This is a genomic window from Haliea sp. (genome assembly GCF_040222615.1).
Taxonomy (GTDB): Bacteria; Pseudomonadota; Gammaproteobacteria; order Pseudomonadales; family Halieaceae; genus Haliea.
Genome location: NZ_JAVKCQ010000066.1, coordinates 14,538 through 35,260, shown reverse-complemented (window position 1 = coordinate 35,260; position 20,723 = coordinate 14,538). Strand labels below are relative to the sequence as shown.

Here is a 20,723-nt window from a genome sequence, read left to right as displayed (position 1 = left end):
CACCGGATTGTTGAACGCCTGAAGATGCTGGAATCACTGCAGGCACACCAATCCATGATGCAGTTCCACCCGGGCGCTCGGGTGAGCTTCGAATCACCACAAAACGGGCGTCTTACCGGCACCCTCATGAAGTTCAACCGTAAGACGGTGACCGTGGTGACGGATAACGGGCAACGCTGGAATATCTCCCCGCACTTGCTCTCGCCAATCAAAGACGTCGCGAGGGGCAACGTGGTCGACGTCGCGCCGCAGAAACTGAAATAGCTCAGCGCGGTTCATTGATGTCACAGCCCGCCACAGACCCTGTGGTTCAATAACCGCTTGCACAGTAGTGGCCCAGGTTATTGTTTTTCTTGGCTAGAAACAAAAAAGCCCCGCAAATTCGCGGGGCTTCTGAGGTTTTTGTGCTCAGCTACCGCTTGAGTTTACGCAGACCGAATAAACCGAGGAGTCCACCAAGCGCGAGCAAGCTGTAGAGCGGTAAGGCCGGTACTGGAGTGGCAGGGCGGCTGCCAATGGATGCATTAGCGAATGCAGGGCATGTTTCCTGCGTGAAGCCTGCAAAGGGGGTGCCGGTAGGAGCTATCCCCCAAGCGATGCAGTCGTAAACGTTAGTATCGCCGTTATGACCAACAAGCACGATATAGTCTGTGTTGGCATCGAGTGTAATTCCGGTAAACAATTCACTGTTATCGATATCCGGTGCCGGCGGAAAACCGCTTGGCTGGGATAAGCCAACGTCAGCAAATAGTGGGTCGGCGTCGTCGTCACCTCCCGCACAGGGATCAGCGTCATCGGCCGGCGATACTGTGATCTCTGTATCTTCACCGATTGCAAAAAAATCAATTTCAGTAACCGCCCCAGAATTAAACTTGTAAAAGACGCCCTGATCGTCAACGGAGCACCCATCAAAAGGAGCAGGCACGGTGCTGTTGTCACCTGATATGGTTGAGGCGCCTGTGTCTACTGTAGTGGAGAAGGGGAGCGTTATTTCGGTTGCTGTTGCTGGGTCCGTCGTCTGGGAGAGCGCTGGGGTACAGGCAAAGGCAAGCCCAATAAGCGCAGAGTTCCCAACAATTAAGTTTAATCTCGCCATTAGTCTTCCCCGATGATTTACTGTAGTTATAAGTCGGAGGACGATACCCCTTCCGATTGAAACTATCAAGCAATGGTGGCAATTCGTGGAGCGAACCTCTGGGCCAGTTGTAAACGGCAACCAACGTAGGTCCTTGGTCCTCCAGTAAAGTGAGGATCAGCGCGCAGGCGTTACCTGACGACCTCAAGGTCACACAGCCGTCGGCAACCTGACCGAAGAACTCAAACTGGTTCGCGTGCCGGCAAGGCCCGGCTTGTCCGACCAAACAGGACCGTCGCAATCAGTCCGATACAAGCAAATCCCGCCACGACCCCAAATACATGCTGGTGGCCGACGGCCCCGGGAGAGGAATCGATCAGCCAGCCCATCAGCGGCCCCATAAAGATATCCGGCGTAAATCCGACAAAAGACACGACGCCTACTGCTGTCCCGGTCTGTATTAATGGGACATTCCCCTCGGCGAAAATGGCGAAATACAGGCCGCGCAAACCATAGATACCGGCACTGGTGCCCGCGATGGTCGCCAGCAACAGCCAGGGCAGCCCCGGCATCATCAAACCGGCCGCGATCGCCCCACTGCCCAGCATGACGACGGCAAAACTCAACAACAGCATGATCGTGCCACTGAACCGGTCTGCCAGTAATCCCGCGCCAATGGCCGCGACCGGGCGTACCCAGAACGAAACAGTGCCGATAGTGGCGGCCTCCACCTCGTCGTAGCCGAAGGCGTCCCTGGCATACAGGGAAAAATCATCCGTGCTTTTATAAGCAACGTAGGCACACAGCACGATGATCGCCTGACACCAGACCGTGCGCATGGCCATGACCTGCCGCAGGCACCGCAAGCTCACCCCGGCACTGGCCAGGGTATCGGTCCGCGGCGTCGGCGGCACAAACAGCCAGACCAGCAGCGCCGACAGGACACACATCCCGGAAAATCCCTGAATGATTGCAGCCAGTGCCTGCTCGCGCTGTGCCAGGGTCGCAATTCCCACCTCCGCCGGCAACAGGGCCGCAAACACCAGGACCGATACCGACGACATAACCGCCGCGAACAGGCCGCGACCGCCGTCCAGCAGGCCGAAAGTCCTGCCCTGGTGGACACTGCCCAGTTCCCGGGTGGTTTTGATCAGGGCCCCCCAGAACAGCAGGATGGTGGTCAGTCCCCAGAAGCCGTAGAGCAGGGTCAGCACGCCAATGGGTGGAATGGCGGCCATGATCACTCCACCGAGGGAAGTCGCCAGCAATGCCGCCACCAGCAGGTTGCGGGCGGAAAAGCGGTCCGCCAGCGGGCCGCCAGCGAAATAGGACAGCATGGCTATGACCCCATACAGGGAGAACGCGGTGCCGAGTTGAAGGTTGGTAATGCCGAAAATGTTGATGAAGGTGGGACGGAAAATGCGCGACAGAACGAAGGGCAGAAGAAAGATGGCCTCACCGGCTATGATGAGGGCGGCGAGCGCCAGAAAACCCGCTTTTCCACGGGTTCTGTCCTTGCTTGTCTCAATGGCAAAGATAAGAACACCTCTTTGTATGAGTCCGGCCAATGCCGGGGGAGCACTAGTCCGTCTCAATCAAGTCCAGCGGGTATCTGTACATACTCTCCGCCCGGTCCTCCCCTATCAGGAACACATTCTCCATATGCGAGGGACCGTAGCGGCTGCCGAAATACAGGCAGTCAACGCTGAGCACCATGGATGGCTTGACCTCAAAGCCCTCTGTGGCCGCCCGTAATCCGGTCGACGGAAAAGGAACCGGGCTCTCCAACGGTACGCGGCCGATGGAGTGAGTGATCATCAGCAACTTTTCCGGGACCGTCAGTTCCTGTGCCGCTGAAGCGCGCACGGACTCACAAATTGCCGCGGTATTCGCCCCTGGCTTCAGTTGCGCAATCATCTCGGAAAAGCAGCGCTGAACCTGGGCATGCTGTTCGCGGTAGGCAGGGGGAGCCTTGCCAAAATGCGCGGTTCGATTGATATCAATCCAGGTGTTTTTATAACGCCCCTGGGTTTCCAGTATCGCTATATCACCAGGCGCAAAGGGCCTGTCGTAGAACGTACGAAACAGGTCAGGCCTGAAGATCGCGTCATAGCTGCCTCCGAACAGCATCGGGCTCTGGGGCAAGGGGTCAATGTCCTCATCGATCATGAAGTGGGCCACCCGCTTCTCGATCTCAGCCCAGCTGCGCCCACAGCGCAACTCCCCAACGGTGAATTCCAGTACCCTGTCTGCTTTTTCCCCGGTTTCGCGGAAAACGTCTATTTCACTCGACGTCTTTATCGAGCGGGCGGCCATGATGGTTTCGAGCCCGTCCGCATATTGCTGCCCACTCGCCTGGTTGAGCGCCATAGCGACACGCATATCATCAAACAGAACGGTCTCCCCAACCAACCCCTGGTGGCGCAGACACTCCGCCAACGAGTTGATGATGTTGGACGCACAGTTGCCGTCAATATGGGTCGACAGCGTATTTAGCTCCTCAAGTACGTCGGCCGGCAGTTCCAGGTCCATGTCCAGGGACCGAGCGGTGACACAGAAATTGAGGAAATCAAAGGTTCGCAGCCGGTCGAAAAGCAGGTCCTGCCCCTCTCTCGCAGCCACGACCAGACTAATCAGACTGGCTTCCGGCAAAAACAGTGTCACCGGTAAATCAGCAGACGCCGGCAAGAACACAGCGGATATTGGCTCTGGCTGTCGCCAGCCATCCATAACCGACTCAAATCCACTTAAATACCCCACGTTGTCGGTGGTGGTCAGCACGATGCCCGCAGCCCCACACTCCACTAATTTGGCACGTAGCCTGTCGGATGCTTCCCGCCTCATAAAATCTCCTCTCAAAACCACACGAAGTGGTATCGGTGCTTGCTACTCCCCGTGCCGGTTTGCAGCAATAACACGGGTGTTGATCTACACTTGACTCCAGGTGACCCCGATCGCCCCGTGCCCGCTCTGCTTACGCCCTCTAGCGTACAACGATTGACTCCTCACGCCAGGTCTTCGGTAACCCCATCGGCTACAGCGTCGGCGTAGCGGATCGCCATACAGCTTCGACACTGGTTATGGAACGCAATACTCAGGCGCACCAGCTCAACGAGCCCCTCGGGCAGGCTTCGACCACTTTTCAGGGATCCACCAAACGCCGCAAATCCTTTCGCCTGTTCCGGGCAGTGCGCGAACATACGCATCAACCCCTGCTCAAGGGGGGAGCACTCGTCAGCGAGGGTCATGGAGCGAAGATCGGGGTCCCAGTCTTCAAGCGGCAATTTCCTGACTCTGGCCATGGCTGTCTGCCTCCGGCGGCTGCATACTTTTGAAAAAAATTCGAGTATTGACGACCAGGTGATACCCCGTCAAGGACACCGCCATGGCTCAAATATCCGCCGGTGGGATTTCAGACTTTCACTGTTACAGAACGCCGTCCATGCTCCAGAACCTGTCATTCACGGCGATCGCGCGGGGGAGATGCTGGACTTCCAAACGCACCTTGCCGTCCATGCGACGGGGTATGCCGAATCGCAGTACTCCGTAGTAGGTGTCCCATTCGGTTACACGCCTGAAACGATCCCTGTTGACGTCCATCACCAGGTTCTCACTGAATTCACCCTCGGAGTAGTCTCGTTGCGGCCTTCCGTAGGCTTTTATCAAGTCCTCAAGCACACGGCTGTACAGCTGGCCCGCGGAGCGGGGACTGCCGTCGTTCTCAAGGTCGATAATCAGTCCTATTCTGTCTACCACCTGCGCTCGGAAAGTAACGGCGAGCCGCTGACGCTGATCAATTCGTCCCAGGACCGGAAACTCGTAGACGAGGCCGTCAGTGTCTACTACCGGTTGTGGCGCCGACGCATCCAGCATCTTGTCTACCACCTGATCCAGCCACTGGCCTGGCGCCAGCTGCGCAAGCAGGGCCGGCGATGAGATTTCCAGCCGCTCATCCAGGCCACTCGCGGGATTGAGGTTCACACCACCGGCGCCGGCCAGTCGAGCGGTCGATTTTCCGTCGAAGTACCAGGTCCAGTACACCGCTACTCTCGATGCCGCTGTATTGTCGGCCAGGTCCACATGGCGGTCAAAGTAGTCTGCCTCGAAGCCGAATTCATGCTGCTTCCAGCGCAGGTCATAATGCAGCGAGGCGGTCGCTGTTCGCAGATCCGGATCCACCGTCTCACGACGGGACTGATCGAGGTAATCGAGGGAAAAACGCAGGGTGTGTGTACCGTCGCCCAGGTTGAAGGCAATGCGTGGCGAGATCTCATTGCCTTCGCGCAGCCCACCGTCGATATCGCGGTATTGCAGTCCAAAACTCACGTTACCAAAAAATTCACCCAGCGCGACCTGTCGGGAGACGGCGATGCCCAGCTCGCTGGTGATGGCGTCTAGTGAGGAGTCCAGCCGGTCTTTCTGGTCAAGCAGACCCAGGTCAGTCATCAGGTTGAGCTTGCCGGAGAGCGGCGAGGTGACATTGAGGTCGAGCCCGACGCTACTGCGATCTACCGCTCCGAATTCGTCCTCAGTTTCCTCGCGGTATGCCCGCAAGCGCCCGGAATGCCTGGCCAGACCGAACGCAGTCAGGCTGCCACTGAGGTCAATGCCAAGCACGTCCGTATCCAGCTGATTCAACGAATCGAAACGGTCCTGGTAAGTCTGCAGGCGCCCGCGCAGCCGCAAGCCCTGTGCAAATTGCCAGGCAGCGTGTGCTTCGTAGGAGCGGCGGTCGTTCACCACGACAGAGGCGCTGGGCCTGAAATCGTAGCCATATTCCTCATAACGCAGACGATAACTGAAGTTTTGATAGGCATTGCCAACCAGCTCGGCGAAAATGCCGTGGTCGTCCCGGCCCTGCCCGGTCGCGGCGCCGAAGTCGCCGTCGTGGTCGCCATCAAAATAGACGAACTCGGATTCCAGGTTGATATTGTGGGCGCCCAGGTTGAAATTGGTTTCTGCCGCCACACTGGCGAGCCATTGCTCGCGGTCCAGTTCACCTACGCTGCGAGCTGACTCCTGCGTATTGACAATGTTCAGGTTCAGGCTGCCGAGCTCGCCGTCCTCCACCAGCCAGGACGCGCCGGAGCTCTGGCTGTCGGAATATTCGAAGTCATTCCAGCGATTCTGGTTGGCGCCGGAGAAAACCAGAAAAGAATGCCTGCGGCCATTGTCATCCACCCTGGGCTGCATATCCAGCTGTATACCTTTGATCGAACGCTGAACGGTGCGGTAGCTGAGATAGGTGTACACATCCCCACCCTCAAACCGGTAGGGCAGATTGGATTCGCCGTTCTCGTACACAAGGCTCAGGCGCTCGGCCTGTAACCCGTTGTCAGGAAAACGGTAGTTGGAATCGTTAAGCACTCCATACAATTGGCCCTTGAGCGATCGATAGGGAGAGAAGCGGCGGTTCAGGTTTAGGTTGAATTCATTAAACGCCTGCCCGCCCTCAAAGGCATAAGGACTGGCGTTCTGCGCGCCGTCGACGTCGTAGTGTTCTATGCGGCTGCTGTTCGAGCCGGTTACCTGCCAGCCCGGGTCGGCACCCGCCTCAAGCGCGAAACAGGCAATACCGAAAGCGGCGATTGCAAATCTATGCAGAGTACTCATGACTTGCCCCCCGCATTACGTTCCTTGAACTTGAGAATGTACTCGGTGGTGCCTGGAAAGGTGGCCAATGTCCCATCCGGCTGCGAAAACTCCAGTTGCGTTCGCACCACCACGGAAACACGACTGACACGCAGCATGCCCTGACCAACCACCGGCGACGGCTCTTCCCATTGCTGCACGGTCTGGATGCCCTGTACTGAAAGAATGCGGATTTTGGCATCACGGGGGACGATGGTGTCGATCACATCGGTCAGTCGATCCTTGTCGAAAAAGTTCTTACTCAGGTAATCCTGCATGGCGGGCGTCCCCCAGGACGCCATAAGCTGTTCTACTGCCTGATCAACCAGCTCCGTCGCCACCGGCTCGAAAGTCTCGACCAGCTCCGCTGCTTCGGGTACGGGCATCGACGCCTCAACGGAATTCAGGCTGCGAAACTCCCGCGCGGTGGTCGTCAGGGAGCAGAGGGTGAGCGCAAGGGCAGCCAGTACCGCTACCCGGCCACGGGATCGGCGTGCATCAAGTGTCATCATGGCCCCTCTCCCACCGTCGAATCCTGAATGCTGAGATCGACCGCAGCCATCCCGTCCCCCGCGTCTTGCCCGAGACTGGTCGCCCTGAAGTCCAGCGAGGTGCGAACTTCAGTGGGTGACCCCTCGGTCGGGAATTCACCAAAGTTATTGCAGGTGAACGTAACTGTGACGGCGAGCGATTCGCCGGGGGCGAGCTCACCGGTTGGACCGCGGCCGGGCATATCGCCATTGAGGCTCATCCAGGGCGCGACACCGCTGACTGAGTAGGCCAGTGGCGAACCGCCGGTATTGCGCAGGGTGATAGTGCCAAGCACCTGCGGACACGCGGTTTCACCCACGATGTGCGTCTCGGAGATCGACAGGGCGCCAGTAACCTGCAGGATTCCAGGCGCGGGTTCAGGATCAGGATCAGGATCAGGATCAGGACCGGGATCAGGATCGGGATCGGGATCGGGATCGGGATCGGGATCGGGATCGGGATCGGGATCAGGATCAGGACCGGGATCAGGACCGGGATCAGGATCGGGACCGGGATCAGGGCCGGGATCTGGATCGGGGCCCGGACCTGGCTGCGGCGGGGCGGGTGGCGGTGCCCCCGCGCGGTTGAAGTCGCTGGTCAGTGCACTGCGCAGAGCCTGGCTGGAGAAAATCGCCAATCCGGTGTAGGGATTTTGTTGCTCCAGCTCGAAGTACGCCTCGGCACCGCTGGTATAGAATAAGCGCTCGCGCCCAGTGATACCCGGGCAGTAGCGGGCCTCGCACGCGTCCAGTAAGGCCAGCACTTTGCTCAGGTGGTCCTGTGCCAGGACGTAATTAGCTTCCGCCTGCTGCAAATCTTTGCTGATCTCCTGCAGAAAGCGCTCTTCATTCTGCAACCAGAAATCCTCGTTGTAGGTCTGCCGGGCGCCGACGATCAGACTTGCGAACGATACCAGTATATTTTTCTTTACAATGGTCGCCTCTTCGGCTGTTGCCAGGTCGACGCCCGGATAGAGAACCACATCCTTGCCATACTTGCTTCGATCGAGCTCGTACTCTGCCTCTCCTTCCAGAGCCCTAAGTTCCGTGATTCGTAGCCGCAAAGCGTTTAGCAGCGGAGGCATTCTGTTCACTTCAGCGGCGAGTTTTTCACACATCCAGCACCGCGCTTCGCGTCCCGCCATTCGATGCTCACTGCCCTGCATACTACCCTCGGGGCGAATTCCCACCTCGTCGGATGAGGGCTGGGCCGCAACATTGCCGACACAGAAAACCAGGGAAAATGCCAAAAGCCTGATCAGAAACATGGAGCCTCCTCGGCTGTCACTTGGTAGCTACCGCGGGTAGAGCCTTCAATCTCCATTCTCTGGCCCTGCTTGTCGGAGATTCTTTCTACCTCAAAGTTGTAGGTGCCGTAGCTGTAGATCTTGTGTTCCACCTCGATGCGGGCGTTGAGCCCGATGGCGAGCCGGTAAAAGCCGTCGTCACCAGGCCCACTGATGGAGACTTCCGCCGACTCGGCCTCGTCGGTATCACCCGCAAGCTGAATGGAAAAACAGGCAAAGCTGAAGCTGGACTTGTGTCGCGCGCCACCTCGAGTCGTACCGATGCGAATCCTCAGTTCTTTCTCTGGCGCCGGTGGCGCAAGCACCGGCGGCTTTTCCTCGGGCTTTGGTGCAACCGGCTTGGGCGGCTGGGTCGGGGCAGCGGGCGGCCCCACGGTCAGTTGGGGCGGCGTTTCCTGCACGGGTGGCGGCGCGGCCTCCGAAGGGGCATCGCGCACGGGTTGTTGTGCTGGCGGCGGTGCGGGCGTTGCTGCCCCACTGTCCGCCAGCATCTGCGCCGCGATGGCGAACGAGCTGTGGGTATTGGTGCCGGCCACCGAGATCGCACTCTCCACCTCGAAGGTCACGCCACTTCCCAGCGAGACGAGCGATTCTTTGCCGGGAGCTACCCAGCTCTCGATATCCGCCAGCCAGGAGTTCGGACCAAATTCAAAGTAGATGGGGTCGACGAGCGCAAAGCGTTCGGGATTGGAGCCGATGCCAATCGTAAAGTCTTGCTCTGTGGCATCCTCGTCCTTGCCCGAGTTGGCGGCTTTGCCGGCGGCAAGGCGTGGCTTTCCCGTCAGTGTGCGACCGAGATTGCCAGCCGCCTCGCCGACGACGGCACGTGCTGTATCTGCCTGTGCCTGCCGCCCACGCCGGTCGGCACCTTTTGCCGCGCCCTTGCGTGCGGTGGCGATGCGCTGTTGCGGATCGGTGATACCGAAGTTCCAGCCCGGCATGGAGTCAATATTGAATCCCGAGCGTGCCATTCGTTGGTAAAGGATCAGCACCTCGTTTGCCGAGTAGAGATTGATGATTTCCCCGTTTGGCAGTATCACGGTGATGGGAAAATCAGCGGCCTCGAAAAAGTCGGCGAAGCGGTTGGCTGGTCCGTGATGCACTACCTTGCCGCCCTTGTAACCGGTCTTCTGCACCGCCTTGTTCAGTGCTTCCATGGTCTCGACTTCGCGCTCGGAAATCGTGCCCATTTCCGGGTCGTTCTCGATCAGCTTGCTCTTCGGTTTACGCGAGCCCACCGCAAATAGGTCGTAGTCCGCAGTAATCGGATTGCCTGCCTGGAACAACGGTTTACCATCCGGACCAAACTGCGGCTTGCCATCTTTACCCAGCACCCTGACGCGCTCTGCCAGTACCATCAGCGGTTTGCCGTCAGGACCGAGTATCGGCTGGCCGTCCTTGCCCGTCAGGGCTTTTTGCATGGCGATTGCCTCAACCGGCTCATGCCGCTGCCAGCCAATAACGTTGCCATCCTTGTCCTTGATCGGCGTGTGGTAGGGCTCACCCAGCGCTTTCTTGTTCAGCTCGCTGTACTTGCGGAATTCTTCAGGTCCGGTCTTCACCTTCAGTTCCGGGTTACCGAGCTTGCTGTACCGGGAATCCACCGGGATCAGCCCCAGCGCTTCGTCCGGCCCCCAGTCCGTGCTCTTGCCTTTGATATTCATGCCCTTGGTCGCGGCGTCATCGGCGATTTTCCCGGTGGAGTGCGGGTTTACCGGGCGCACCATGATGATTTCACCGCGCTCCTGCGCGATGCGCCGAAATGCCTCGGCGTGCTCGGGCACCATGTTCGATTCTTGGATCGCGCGGGCCCGCTGCGCCGCGGTCTGCCCGAGGTGCGTTGTTTGCCGAGCCAGGTTGGGTGTCGAGGGAACGCCGATGGGGGCTCGCACCGCCGCGCCTTCCGGCGCTCCCGGAAGATTCCGGGCCATATAGTCGTTGACCGGATTCTTCCAGCCCTCGGCCGGAACGTAGTTGCCGTCGACATCCTTGGTCCACGGCTGCCGGGTCAGATCCGCTGCCTGCCAGGCCTGACCTCGCGTTCCCTGGCCGGTAATACCAGCGCGGGCGTCCTGCATACTGGCAATCCACACGTCGCCGTTCTCTGCGCGATTGACGATCCAGTCAGTGGCGCCGTCCTTGGATTTGTAGACGAAGCGCTCCAGGGTGCCGTACAAGGGGTGGTCTGTGATGACGGTGTTGCTGACCAGTCCATTGGCCCAGTCCGGGCGCATGGCCTCGGGCAGGTTACCGTTGGCATCGCGTGGTATGGGTTTGGCACCGTCTTTCGCATCGACTTTCAGGCTATTCGGCGACTTTTCCGCGGTGGCCAGTTCCAGGTGGCCCAGTGCTGCCTTGCTGGCGGCATCGCCATCCAGCTTTTTTACCCCCAGGTCATTGGTTAGCGTATCCAGCTTGCCCTGCAGGGCGGCATCCAGGTCCACGACACCCTCGTTGACGAACTGCCCTGTCTCGGGGCGTGTCGGGCCTTTATTCAGCAGCGGTGTGCCGCCGCCGCCGAACATCTGCGCAGGCGCGGCGCGCCAGACGCCGTGCTCGCCACTGAGATAGAAGGTTCGCGGCACGACCTTGCCGTTGGCGCCCTCCTGCAGCGCAACCACCATTGTTCTGCCGCCAGGGCCCTCAAAGGGTTCCGACAGGTGGAATTTTTCACCGCGCACCTCGACCGTGCGTTTGGGCTCCAGTCCATTTTTCTTTAGCGTGTCAATAAACTCGTCGCCGGGCAGTTCGTTGAGCTTGGCCCGTGCATCCAGCGCGTCAGTATCCAGGCGTTTGAGTATGCCCTCGCTTTCGAGTTTGCCGAGGTTGCCGAGATCGCCGGCCTTGTCAGCCTTTCTCACCAGTCCGGTAGAATTGAAAAGTGGATCGACTACGGTGGTAACACCGTAGCCGATATATTCCGTGGCCTGCAGCACGCCTTTTTCGCCCATCCCGGCGAGCTTCTCCAACTTGCGATCCCCGGCGCCGAGCACACCGCTAACTGTTTTTGAAATCTGTTCGCGGCGTTTCTGCGCCTCGGGGCTATCTGCATCCGCAAGGTCTGCAACCGCGTTGCCTGCACCATACAGGGCGGTGATCTTGCCCCGGTTGACCTGGCTCTTTTTTCCCCCCGTGTGATGTTCAATGGCAACCTGTGTCGCCTCAACGGCGGTTTCTGCCACGACGACTGTGAGCACCGCCAGATCCACCACGGCGTCCTTGGCGGCGCGCGCTGAACCCTTGGCATAAGCCCCGTAGCGTGTTGCAACGCCCGCGGGGTCGAAGTTGCCGGTTTTCTCATCGAACAACGCGGTCTTGCCGTAGTCCTCCAGGAACGCTGTGACCGACATATCCTGCCGCGTGTTAGCGAGCGCGGAACTGGCGATTTCAGTCGCGGTGCGCGTTGTCGATTCCACCGCTTCGCGGTCAATGAATTCCGGACTATCGGCGCGTTTATCGCCGCTCCAGTGCGCGGGTCCAAGGCCGTCCCTCTTGTTGCTGGCGTAAGCCTGATCCAGCTGGCCACGCTTGCTGGCAAGAGCCGTCTCCTGCCCCTTCAACCATTGCGCCTTGACCTGAGCCACCAGCGCCCGATCCCTACCGATGGCGTTGGCCACATCGTCCTGGTCGGCATTGCGCGCCTGAATCATCAGCTGGTCAAACGTGGCCAGCTTTTGGTCGAAGACAATTTCGCCCGCTGTCTTTTGCGCGGCCTGGGTGTAATACTCGCCGTTGAGCGTCTGCACTTTTTTTTCCCGGCGCGCAATTTCGGCCTTTTTCGCCGCGGGGTCTGCCCTGGTAATGTTCAGGCTGGTCTCGGTGTTGTAGCGGCGCTGCTCCTGCTGCAGGTAGTCCAGGGAGCCCTGCAGGCTGTTGATCTTGGCCACATAGGTTTTGATTTCCGATTCCGCGGCACCCTGTTGTCGTTGCAGGTTGTCGGTTTCCGCGTCGTCGATGAGCTTTCGGTACCAGGGCAGGCCCTTCTGCTTCGCCTTGAGCGCCTCATCGGCTGCCTTTTTTCGTGCCTGTGCATTCCTCAGCAATTTGATGTTGAGTTTCAGACGTCTCTCTATCGGCGCCGCACTCTTGGCATAAAAGGCTTTGGATCTCTCCAGGTCGCTCTGTGCCTCGGCAATTGTGGTGGGGTCTGCCTGAGCCGAGGATTGCGCGAACGCGAATAAGAGGAAATGAAGGCTCACCCAGGCAGCAAACAACAGCACGCCACCACGCTTGTGTGCCGACCATGGCGTGAACCGCATCACGATGCCTGCCCCATCAGCACGCTGGCGCGGTACTTCATCTCAAGTAACTCGGTAATGGTTTTGTCGCGAACACCGCCGAACGCGGTCAACCAGGCCCAGTCTTGTGGCGAGTTGGTCTGATAGGGCGGCAACACTTTTTCCATGAAGTGCTCCGCCAGCAGTTGCATGGACCGGGTACAATCGCCTTTCTCCCGAGGCGGCTCCTCACCGGTGTTCCACCACACGGTGCAGGGATCAATCTCGGCAAAGCCCGAGGGGCCAGCGGGGCCGGAGTCGGGCTCTGGCGGGCGCCAGTGCATGTGTCCTCCTACCGCATAGCTGGTACGCACCGGCAGGCATTCCTCACCCCTGGCGTCCGCTGACCACGGGTGCCATACCACAACCTCACCCATGATGCTGACATAGTTGGGTTGGTGTAATTTGGGTGGCGGCATGCCCGGCGGAATATAGCCTGGGTCCATGTCTACCCAGCCCATGGCCGGCTCGCCGGGGCGCCCAGAGGGAAACGGCGGTCCCGGCAGCTTGACCTTGCCCGGGACATCGACACCCTGTCTACTGGGCGGTACGGAGACGCGCGAAGGCAGCGTGAGATAAGGTAGACCGCGGATAAAAATGCTGACCTGTTGTGTCGTTTTGCAATGATTCCTGATGTTCAGAACCACCGGAAATTCCTGCTCAAAAAACCGCTCTCCCCAGTCCCAGTCAGCCGCAACCGGAAAAAATCCCGGGCTGTTGTCGTCTTTGCGACTGCCCGGGGCACGCTGCCAGCCCCGGTCCGGTTCCTTGTTGGGGTTTTTCAGGGGGTGGTGGGGATCAGTGAGAGAGTTATAGGGTTCGTTCTTGTCGCCCGTGAACTTGTTGCCGAAGGCGGGCTCGGTCTTGCCCGAGTCGTAGGCGGCTTCCGACCAGCCTTTTGGTGGCTTCTTGTCTGACCAGCCGACAACCCCGGCCCCGGAACCGGGCGTACTCATACCTATGCAGCACGCGACTGCCAATATCTGTAGGAGTGTGCCTTTGGCAGTCCCTTGAAATGACGCCATCTGAGCCACCTACTTTCACCGCTTTTTCTTAACCGTAGCAATCGCCACCAGGCATCGCCATACGCCAAACGGCGTATATTCAGTGACTACTCGAGAGCAAGACGAACCAGCTCAGCCTGGCGGCTCACGCCGACCTTTTTCCGCGCGCGCTGCAGATGGGTGCGCGCGGTGTGTTTACTGATGTGATGGCGGTCTGCATGCTGTGCCAGGGAATGCCCCTGGCACAGCGATTGCACCAGCTTCTGTTCTGCGGGGGTCAATTTATGTTGCTGGCAGAATTCAATGATCTTGGCGATCAGATCGGGTTTATCCACGTCCAGACGCCGCTGGATTTCCCCGCGCAGGTCATCATCAAATTGGTTCAGAATCTGCACGACCCGCTGGTGTTGGTTCAGGTCACCTGTTCTGTCCTCACCCAGAAGACCGGCACCGGCGAGTATATGGACCAGCGTTTCCGCGCTGACTCCACACGCGCATTCATTTTTCTTCGGCTTTTTCACGTTGGTCATGTTGGAACCTGACCCTTCTGAACGTCTATTACGTCAGTTAGTATAGAACACCATGCGTGGATAGGGGACCATAAGGATAATGAGTGCGAATAGCCTTGCGGGAGCTGCAGGACTGTCAACAGCCGTTCGCCTGCATGCCTTGCAGTCGCGCGGCCTGGCTACCTTCATTAGGAGCGAGCACCAGCTGTTACGGCGCTACTGGGATCACTGGCTGGCGAGAATGGAAAACCGTGTCATCGAACGTGTCCTGCTGGGGCGAATCAAGCGTTGTTTTACCCATCTTGACGACCCTCGGCAGCTGGAAGTCATGCTGCATCGAATGCGGGAAGCATACCTCAGTGGCAAGGCCTCGACTTTACAGATGTCGCCGCCGCGCGTTGGCAAACTGAACCCGGTCGCGGACATACCCGCGCAGGCGGCCTGGTTGCGCGGGGAAAAGCAGCATCCGGGCCTGCTGATCTACACGGCTGGTGGAGGATTCATGCTACCGCCCTCGACGGCTCAGATAGCCTGTGCGAAACGCCTGGCGGAGCTGGCGGAAACCGATGCGGTACTGAACTATCATGCGATGAGCCCTGAGGCGCCCTACCCTGCGGCAATTGATGACACGGTTGCCCTTTATATTTGGGCGCTTGACCAGTATGGCCCCGGCAATATCGTGCTGGCCGCAGACACCGCCGGCGCCAGCGTCACCATGGGTGCCCTGTTGACCTTGCGCGAGCTGGGTTACTGCCTGCCCGCCGCCGTCCAGCTGTTTTCGCCCTGGAATGACCTCAGCTTGAGTGGCTGGTCCTACATCACCAAGAGCGCCAGCGCCGATAGTCCCTTCCGCATGGAAACCGCCGCGTTTTGTGTCCGCGCCTATCTTGGTTCGACCCCCGTCACCGAGCCCAAGGCCTCGGCAATCTATGCCGATCTCGCTGCGCTGCCGCCAATTGCCATCCACACGAGTCGCTACGACATGCATTTTGATGACGCACTGAGAGTGGTGGAAAAGATTAGTGATGCCGGCGGTCACGCGGAGATACGCTACTGGGACAGCCCGCGACATCACCTGGAGCGCTTTGCCAGCGATGAGGCAACAAAATCCCTGACCGTCGCCGCGGCATTCCTTGCCCGACACCTCAATGTGCGTGGGGTTGGCTAAGTTAGGTGCGAGACGCAAGTGCTATTCTCCAACCTGGCCAGGCTGCTACACTGTGCCGCACCGACCATCGACCCCGCTGCCCGCCCCCGTGCCCTACTCCCATTCTGTTTCCAACGCTCTGCGCGCCCTGCTCGGCTCCTGCGGTGCCCTGCTACTGGGCGCCGGTATCTCGTCCGCGGTTGCCAATAATGATGAGGTTCGCTATACCGACGGCCACCTCCACACGGTCGATTTTTTCCAGCAGGGCGAGCCGCTCTCCGCCCTGATCAGCGCCATGGATGAATGCGCCGTGGGGAACGCCATGGTGTCCGGCATACCACTGATGAAAAAGTGGCATGAGGACGAGCCCAAGCGCCCCGACACCTACGCCGGAGACGACGCCCGCGTCTACTGGTTCAGCGCTACGGATGCCTACCTGGCCGAGGCGCTGCAAACGCTGCGCCCGGAGCAGCGCAGACGGCTGCATCCGTTCTTGAGCGGCTTTAACCCGACCGACAAGAACGCCGGCCTGCACCTGCAGAAAATGGCCGAGCTTTACCCCGGCCTGTGGCAGGGCATCGGGGAGGTCATCACTCGCCACGACGATCTAACGGCACTGACGGACGGCGAGGCACCCCGCGCCAATAGTGTGGCGATGTTTGGCGTTTACAGCTATACCGCGCGGCACTGGCTCCCGGTGCTACTGCACAGCAATATTACGTCCAAGCGTGAACGTAATCCTTTGTATGCCGAGGAGCTTGAGTCGGCCCTGAGAACCTTTCCCACAGTAAATTTCATCTGGGCACACGCCGGCACCAGCAAAACCCTGCACCGTTTTCAAGGCAAGCTGGATTTCCTCCTGCCCACGATAAGCCGCATGCTGGACGCCTATCCGAATCTCTACATCGACCTGTCCTGGACCGTGCTCAGTCCTTATTTGCTGGACAAGGACGGCCGGCCAGTGCCGGTCTGGGTGGCGCTGGTGTCGCGCCACCCCTCCCGCTTTGTTATCGGCTCGGATGTATTGGGGAAGTACGACAAGCTGGGAGAGAAGATGTCAGCGTTTGAACCGTTCCTGCAAGCGCTGCCAGCTGCGGTCGCCAGGCAGGTTGCGCACAGCAACTTCCTCGCCCTGTTGCCGCAGCGGGGCGTGCTGCCGGACTCACCTGTGCCCTGATCAGCGCTGTTATTATAAGCATATTTAGAAAAAATCTTTGGCACAACGCCCGCACTGCCCTAGGATGCGCCCTCGGCCGCCGGTCAAGGCCGACTAAAGCAAATCCTTTACCACAAGTGGTGATTTTCTGTGATTCCGCAAAATTTCCGCCTGCCCGGCATTCTACTACTGTCAACAATTGCGGCCGGCAATACTTACGCCACCAACGGCTATTTCACCCATGGCACCGGGGTACGAGCCCAGGCTGTTGCCGGGGTCAGCTTTGCCCTGCCTCAGGATGCTCTGGCCGCAGCCACGAACCCGGCTGGCACTGGCCAGGTCGGGGATCGATTCGATGCCGGACTGACCTGGTTCCAGCCCGATCGGAGCTCGTCCATTGCAGGCAACCTGGCTGGAGCCAACGGCAACTACGACGGGAATGACGATACCCGGTTTCTTCTGCCCGATATTGGCTTCACGAGAGCACTCAACGAGCGAATCAGCTGGGGCGTGGCAATCTACGGTAACGGTGGCATGAATACCGGCTACAGCGACAACCCCTATGCCGCCTTTGGCGCTAGCGGTACCGCAGGTGTCGATCTATCCCAAGCGTTCATCACGCCGTCCGTTGCCTGGCACCAGGGGACACACAGTTTCGGTGCCGCCGCGACTTTCGCCTATCAACGTTTTGAGGCGCGAGGCATTGCCCCGTTTAATGGCTTCAGCAGCCGGCCCGGCTCAGTGACCGACCGCGGACACGACAGCAGCTCCGGTTGGGGTATCAAGCTCGGCTGGATGGGCGAAGTCAATGAGGGCATCACGCTCGGCGTTGCCTGGTCCTCAGAAATCGACATGTCAAATTTCAACGACTATGCCGGGCTCTTTGCCGATGAGGGCGGTTTCGATATCCCCGAATCCTTCGGCGCGGGCATAGCCTGGGAGCTGGCGGAGGCACTGACAGTTGCCGCCGACTGGCAACGCATTCGTTACAGCAGCATCAATTCCGTGGGCAACCCGCTGGCGCCGCTGCTGATGGGCGTGCCGCTGGGTGTTGCAGATGGGCCCGGGTTTGGCTGGGAGGATAGCGATGTCTACAAGCTCGGTACAGTCTACCGTGTGACAGATACATTGACCCTTCGTGCCGGTATCAGCCACATGGATCAGCCTATCCCTGCGTCGGAAACGTTCTTCAACATACTGGCGCCTGGCGTGATTGAGACCCACCTGAGTTTCGGAGCCAGCTGGGCCATGTCCGACAAGGGTGAATGGAATTTCGCCTACACACACGGATTTGAAAAAAACGTGCGCGGCGTAAACTCCATACCCGTGCCCTTCGGTGGCGGTGAAGCTGATCTCAGCATGCACCAGAACATACTAGCAATCGGCTATACGATACACTTTTGATGGATACCGCCGGGGAGCAGAGAAGACTCGCCAGCCGAGAATAGCGGCAGGTAATTCATATCAACTACTGTCGGACAGTAGACGGCGTCGAATACCGCTGATCGCGTGCGTCGGATTGAGTCCCTTGGGGCAAACCTGGGCACAGTGTAGAGGATGATCATTGATAAGCCAGGGTTGGATCTGACGATACTGATCGAAGAAGTGAGTTTGATCCACGGCAAGATCCCGTATCACGGGTACGATGCCGGAAACTGTCCTCCACCGCATAGTTCTGCATCCGGGGCTTGGTATCCACCTGCGGGTTGGATCGGTAGACTTGTACCTGAATCAAGGGGGGGCACGATTCGCCTCAGTACATTTCTAGTCGGCCGATATCACGCACCTGAAGTCGCATCTCGGCGTCCTGATTGTTCATCAGCTCGGTAAACAGTTGGGCCTCACTGGGAACCTGTGCCAGCTCCCCACGCATTCGGTACATATCTTTGAGCGTCTGATTTGCCGCCATGGCATTCGCCAGGATGTCCTGCACATCCCGACAATCGACACAATGTGGAATCCTGTCCAGCACACGAGGATGCACAAAATCCGAGGTGTCGATCAGCCAGGTATCAAGCGCTCCGGTCTTGTCATCTTCAAGGTATCTTGCAATGTTCTGCCGCATGCGCCGTTCGCGGTTGGCGAGAAAATCCAGCGCCATTTTCATGCGCTCGTTGTCCTGTTCGCTGGCCAACGTCGCATACCGGACAGCCAGGCTTTCATGGAAATCGCAAACCCACTGCAGCAATTCTTTTACTTGACGGAAAGCCATGAATAGTTTCTCTCCACATGTAAACGAAAGCGACCGGCACGAACGTACTCTTATTGATCACAGGTGCGAGCCAGTTTTTTCCCACGACATTCAAAGCACCTCACAATTAATGCATATTATATGCTTCTTTACAAACGCTAGCCGTGGTGAATTTGCGCAGCTATGCCTGTCGACAATCATCGAGCAGCCTTGAAAGTGCATCGGGTACCTGAGCCAGTTCGTCGCGGTAGCGGCGGCGGAACCCGGCCCAGCGGTCCGTATCCTGGCCGAACCATTTCCACTGGGTCAGTGACACGCTTGAGGTGGATCGAATCAGTCATCATTTAAGTTCCTGCACACGATTCCCCTACTTCGGGTACCCACAAGGCGTCCGCCGTCAGGGTGCAAGATCCAGCACCCGCGCCGTACCGGTTTCCACATCCTGATAAGTAACGGTGGTGGTTTTGAAATTCAGGTCCACAAACAGGCGGCAGTAGTGTTCCCCGTGGCGCCAGGCCATACACACGCTTGAGTCGTTGGAATAATTGAGTTCGAAGTGGCCGTCGAAGGCGGGATAGCTGCAGCGAAAACGCATCAGTTCAAGCAGGCTTTGCACCACGGGTTGCTCTACGGCATCTTCAACATCTTCCAGGCTATAGTAGCGACGGTTGATATCCCGCAGCTCACCGGTCTGCTGCATCAGGTCATTGTCGTTGCAACCGGCCAGCAGGCCTACGTAGTAGACCTGGGGAATGCCGGGGGTGAAGAACTGAATGGCGCGCGCCGCGAGATAGGCATCGTCGTTGCGCATCAGCGCATCGTAAAAGGTACAGGTGAGCTGGTAGATGGCGCCGACGGAATGTATGTTGGCAGCGGAGCGGCGCAGTATCGGGTCCGCCGAGCGCGCGTCAATATTGTTGATCAACACGCGGATCTTGTCGTCAGGCAGGACGCCTTCCACGTCCGGGATGCAAATGCCGTCGTGGGTGTCGAGCACCGTGACCATGTTGCGCGGGCACATGCGCAGCCAGTTTTTCAGGTAAACACTGTTGGCGTCCAGCAGGGAGTAGAGCAGCAGCGGCGGCAGGGCAAACCCGTAAGGGTGCATGTTGCGACGGCTAATCGCGTACTGGAAGCTGGTGTGATCGTGGACCTCCGGCAGACATTCGGCGCCGTACTTCAGCGCCACTTCGTTGATCCAGTCCAGGTTGCGATAGACCTGTGGTTCCACCAGAAAACAGGAGGTACCGATTTCCTTGGTGGTGTAGCCGAAAGCGTCCAGCCGCAGCAATTTCACCCCGTGCGAGGTCAGCTCGCGAATATAGCTCTCCAGTAAGTGGTAGGTCTGATCGGACTCGTAGTTCAGGTCAATCTGGTTCTCGGTAAAGGTGCACCACACCCGGGCCTTGTCGCCGTTGGCGAAGGTCACCTGGCGGAAGGGCTCCTTTTCCTTGCGAATATGGATTTTCGCCATATCGTCCGGCGTGATTTCACCGAACTTGTCCACGTTGACAAACAAGTCGGCGTACTTCGATGCGAAGCCGTGCTGGACAAAGTCCCCGAATTCCACCGAGGCATCGGAAATGTGGTTCACCGTGAGGTCGGCGCACAGATCGTATTTTGCGGCGATTCGCTCTATGTCCTCCCAGTTGCCATATTCGGGATCCACCTCCCGATGGGTCAGCGGCGAGAAGCCCGCGTCGGCGTTTGAAGGGTAAAAAGGCAGGATGTGTACGCCCCCCACCGCGTCGGAAAAGTGGCTCTCCAGGGCGGTGTACAGGTCCGCCAGGTTGTTGCCGATGCGATCGGGGTAGCAGATCAACTGGACGCTGTTGCGCAATAACATGGCGGCCTCGTCAGGCTGGTAAGTGTTTGGAGTGAGTCTCGGTTGCGGGC

17 protein-coding genes are annotated in these 20,723 nt (G+C 58.8%); 4 read left to right on the top strand and 13 right to left on the bottom strand.

Features of this window, described 5'->3' with window-relative positions; genetic code table 11:
• Positions 1-264, top strand: a 264-nt coding sequence (locus tag RJQ10_RS05940) for an LSm family protein (protein ID WP_350144608.1), incomplete at its 5' end; no start/stop codon positions are given.
• Between the two features lie 148 nt (positions 265-412).
• Here RJQ10_RS05940 and RJQ10_RS05935 read toward each other — a convergent pair.
• The 10 genes from RJQ10_RS05935 to RJQ10_RS05890 all read right to left on the bottom strand — a co-directional run bounded on the left by RJQ10_RS05935 (position 413) and on the right by RJQ10_RS05890 (position 14,354).
• A complete protein-coding gene (locus RJQ10_RS05935) occupies positions 413-1,096 on the bottom strand; it encodes a hypothetical protein (protein ID WP_350144607.1) in 684 nt (227 codons plus the stop codon).
• A gap of 221 nt (positions 1,097-1,317) precedes the next feature.
• Positions 1,318-2,643 (bottom strand): MFS transporter, encoded by a 1,326-nt coding sequence (locus RJQ10_RS05930; RefSeq protein ID WP_350144605.1) that lies wholly within the window; start codon positions 2,641-2,643, stop codon positions 1,318-1,320.
• A gap of 13 nt (positions 2,644-2,656) precedes the next feature.
• Positions 2,657-3,919: a M24 family metallopeptidase gene (locus RJQ10_RS05925; RefSeq protein ID WP_350144603.1), complete on the bottom strand. Its 1,263-nt coding sequence runs from the start codon at positions 3,917-3,919 to the stop codon at positions 2,657-2,659.
• A 161-nt stretch (positions 3,920-4,080) separates the two neighbouring features.
• The gene (locus RJQ10_RS05920) at positions 4,081-4,377 is read right to left on the bottom strand and encodes a carboxymuconolactone decarboxylase family protein (RefSeq protein ID WP_350144601.1); all 297 of its coding nucleotides are present in this window, start codon (positions 4,375-4,377) and stop codon (positions 4,081-4,083) included.
• A 124-nt stretch (positions 4,378-4,501) separates the two neighbouring features.
• Positions 4,502-6,688 (bottom strand): TonB-dependent receptor, encoded by a 2,187-nt coding sequence (locus tag RJQ10_RS05915; protein WP_350144599.1) that lies wholly within the window; start codon positions 6,686-6,688, stop codon positions 4,502-4,504.
• Positions 6,685-7,218 (bottom strand): hypothetical protein, encoded by a 534-nt coding sequence (locus tag RJQ10_RS05910; RefSeq protein WP_350144597.1) that lies wholly within the window; start codon positions 7,216-7,218, stop codon positions 6,685-6,687. The genes RJQ10_RS05915 and RJQ10_RS05910 overlap by 4 nt, the downstream gene beginning before the upstream one ends.
• On the bottom strand, positions 7,215-8,504 hold the full coding sequence (locus RJQ10_RS05905; RefSeq protein WP_350144595.1) for a hypothetical protein: 1,290 nt from the start codon (positions 8,502-8,504) through the stop codon (positions 7,215-7,217). Before RJQ10_RS05905 ends, RJQ10_RS05910 begins: the two co-directional genes overlap by 4 nt.
• Positions 8,495-12,802 (bottom strand): anthrax toxin-like adenylyl cyclase domain-containing protein, encoded by a 4,308-nt coding sequence (locus tag RJQ10_RS05900; RefSeq protein WP_350144610.1) that lies wholly within the window; start codon positions 12,800-12,802, stop codon positions 8,495-8,497. The genes RJQ10_RS05905 and RJQ10_RS05900 overlap by 10 nt, the downstream gene beginning before the upstream one ends.
• Positions 12,802-13,776, bottom strand: coding sequence for a hypothetical protein (locus tag RJQ10_RS05895; protein ID WP_350144593.1), 975 nt, complete (start codon positions 13,774-13,776; stop codon positions 12,802-12,804). The genes RJQ10_RS05900 and RJQ10_RS05895 overlap by 1 nt, the downstream gene beginning before the upstream one ends.
• Positions 13,777-13,931: 155 nt before the next feature.
• Entirely contained in the window at positions 13,932-14,354 is a 423-nt protein-coding gene (locus RJQ10_RS05890; RefSeq protein ID WP_350144591.1) for a helix-turn-helix transcriptional regulator, read from the bottom strand.
• A gap of 79 nt (positions 14,355-14,433) precedes the next feature.
• Between RJQ10_RS05890 and RJQ10_RS05885 the strand changes: the two genes are divergently transcribed.
• The 3 genes from RJQ10_RS05885 to RJQ10_RS05875 all read left to right on the top strand — a co-directional run bounded on the left by RJQ10_RS05885 (position 14,434) and on the right by RJQ10_RS05875 (position 18,040).
• On the top strand, positions 14,434-15,501 hold the full coding sequence (locus tag RJQ10_RS05885; protein ID WP_350144589.1) for an alpha/beta hydrolase fold domain-containing protein: 1,068 nt from the start codon (positions 14,434-14,436) through the stop codon (positions 15,499-15,501).
• A 52-nt stretch (positions 15,502-15,553) separates the two neighbouring features.
• Positions 15,554-16,657 carry an amidohydrolase family protein gene (locus RJQ10_RS05880; protein WP_350144587.1) on the top strand — a complete coding sequence of 368 codons (1,104 nt, stop codon included), beginning with the start codon at positions 15,554-15,556 and terminating at the stop codon, positions 16,655-16,657.
• A 129-nt stretch (positions 16,658-16,786) separates the two neighbouring features.
• The gene (locus RJQ10_RS05875; RefSeq protein WP_350144585.1) at positions 16,787-18,040 is read left to right on the top strand and encodes an OmpP1/FadL family transporter; all 1,254 of its coding nucleotides are present in this window, start codon (positions 16,787-16,789) and stop codon (positions 18,038-18,040) included.
• Between the two features lie 349 nt (positions 18,041-18,389).
• On the opposite strand, the gene RJQ10_RS05870 is transcribed toward RJQ10_RS05875, so the two are convergent.
• The 3 genes from RJQ10_RS05870 to gtfA all read right to left on the bottom strand — a co-directional run bounded on the left by RJQ10_RS05870 (position 18,390) and on the right by gtfA (position 20,673).
• Positions 18,390-18,848 (bottom strand): ferritin family protein, encoded by a 459-nt coding sequence (locus tag RJQ10_RS05870; protein WP_350144583.1) that lies wholly within the window; start codon positions 18,846-18,848, stop codon positions 18,390-18,392.
• Positions 18,849-19,008: 160 nt separating this feature from the next.
• Positions 19,009-19,143: a DUF488 family protein, N3 subclade gene (locus RJQ10_RS05865; RefSeq protein WP_350144581.1), complete on the bottom strand. Its 135-nt coding sequence runs from the start codon at positions 19,141-19,143 to the stop codon at positions 19,009-19,011.
• An 81-nt stretch (positions 19,144-19,224) separates the two neighbouring features.
• Entirely contained in the window at positions 19,225-20,673 is a 1,449-nt protein-coding gene (gtfA, locus tag RJQ10_RS05860; RefSeq protein ID WP_350144579.1) for a sucrose phosphorylase, read from the bottom strand.
• Positions 20,674-20,723: the final 50 nt, after the last annotated feature.